The sequence below is a fragment of the Mycobacterium sp. ZZG genome (genome assembly GCF_054786995.1).
The window spans coordinates 1-1699 of the sequence record NZ_JBTBFV010000141.1; the positions used below are offsets into that span (position 1 = coordinate 1).

Sequence of the window (1699 nt, forward strand, 5' to 3'; positions counted from 1 at the left end):
CATTGCTTGACCTCGCCGCAGCGGCTCGAGGTCGTCGGGAAAGCGCGCTCATTCGCGTCCTGGCTGATGGTCACCGGGCAGCTGCGTGCCGATGCCGAGTTGATCAGCTCGCTGAATCTGCATCTGGGATACGCCGCACGTTCCCACTGCCCGCAGGACTACCGCTGGTTTCTCGAGGCGTGCGAGACAGTCGAGATCAGCGGCTCGCGGATCACCGGCCAGTGGAATCTACTGGCCAAGATCTCCGCGATGACCGCGACTCCTCCTGCCGCAGTGGGTGATACAGAGTTCTTCCCGGCTCGCGAAGCGCTCCTGGCGAGCTACCGGATGCGGGGACTGCCCGAGGCCGGCCGCAACCTCGCGGGTATGTTCAACCAGCTCCAGCTGACCCTGTTCCATGCCGAGAAACTGTCCACCTGGCGGCGCCCGTCGAACCATCAGCCAGTCGCGACGACCGGTTGGGCGACGATCACACACGGTTACGCGACCACCGCTCGCCGCTACATCGAGCAGGTCACCCTGAGCCTGCGACCCAATACGGTCACCGGCATCGAACACGACCTGCGGCGCTTCGGTTCGTGGTTGACCGACACCCACCCACAGATCGCGAATTGCGCTGAGCTGCAACGCGTTCACATCGAGGAGTTCAAGAAGTGGCTGTCCACCACACCCACCCCACGTACCGGGAAACCGTTGAACCGGGTCAGCATCAAGAACGCTCTGATCAACCTGCATTGCTTCTTCGACCGGATCACCGACTGGGACTACCCGAACGCACCGGTGCGTCCGCTGGTCTTCATCGGGGACCTACCGATCATCGACAAGCCACTGCCCAGATTCCTTGACGACGGGGCCGCCACCAAACTTCTCCGCGCCGCCCGCGCAGATACCGACCCCCTGTCCCGTCTGATCGTCGAATTACTCGCCCGCACAGGCATCCGCATTAGCGAACTACTCGGACTGACCACCGATGCCGTGGTCCAGATCGGCACAGCCTTCTGGCTACGAATCCCATTGGGCAAGATGCACAATGACCGCTACATACCACTACACCCCCAACTCAAAGAACTCCTCGACGACTGGATCGACAACCACCGTCCCACCGGCATCCGCACCAGCCGGCTGCTCGTCGAGAACCACCGCCCGATCACCAGCCACCGAGTGACGGCCGCGCTCGACCGGCACGCCGAAGCCGCCGGGATCGGACATGTCACCGCTCACCAACTGCGCCACACCCTCGCGACCCAGGCCATCAACCGGGGCATGTCGCACGACGCCATCGCCGCTCTGCTCGGCCACAAAACGCTCGCCATGACCATGGTCTACGCCCGCATCGCCGACAGGACAGTGGCCGAGCAGTACTTCTCCGTCACCGAAAAGGTCGAAGCACTCTACGACCAGCCGCCACACCTTCCCGACACCGACGAAGGCTCCGAGATGCGCAAGCTCCGCGCCGAAATGCACCGCCGCATGCTCGGCAACGGATACTGTGCCCGGCCCGTCGACATGGACTGCCACTTCGAATCGATCTGCGAATCCTGCAGCTTCTTCGTCACCACCATCGAGTTCCGTCCCACCCTCCAAGCCCAACGCGACGACGCCGCACACAAGGGCCAAGTTGGCCGAGCCAAGGTCTTCGACGGACTCCTCGAACGACTCGACACCGACGCCTCATGACCGCCTCTTGACGCCGATCACC

The 1699-nt window shown here is 63.4% G+C and carries 1 protein-coding gene; it reads left to right on the forward strand.

What is annotated here, in order from left to right; genetic code table 11:
• Positions 1-1677 (forward strand): tyrosine-type recombinase/integrase (locus ACXMYJ_RS28995; protein WP_460359537.1); only part of this gene is annotated, 1677 nt, incomplete at its 5' end.
• Positions 1678-1699 lie beyond the last annotated feature (22 nt).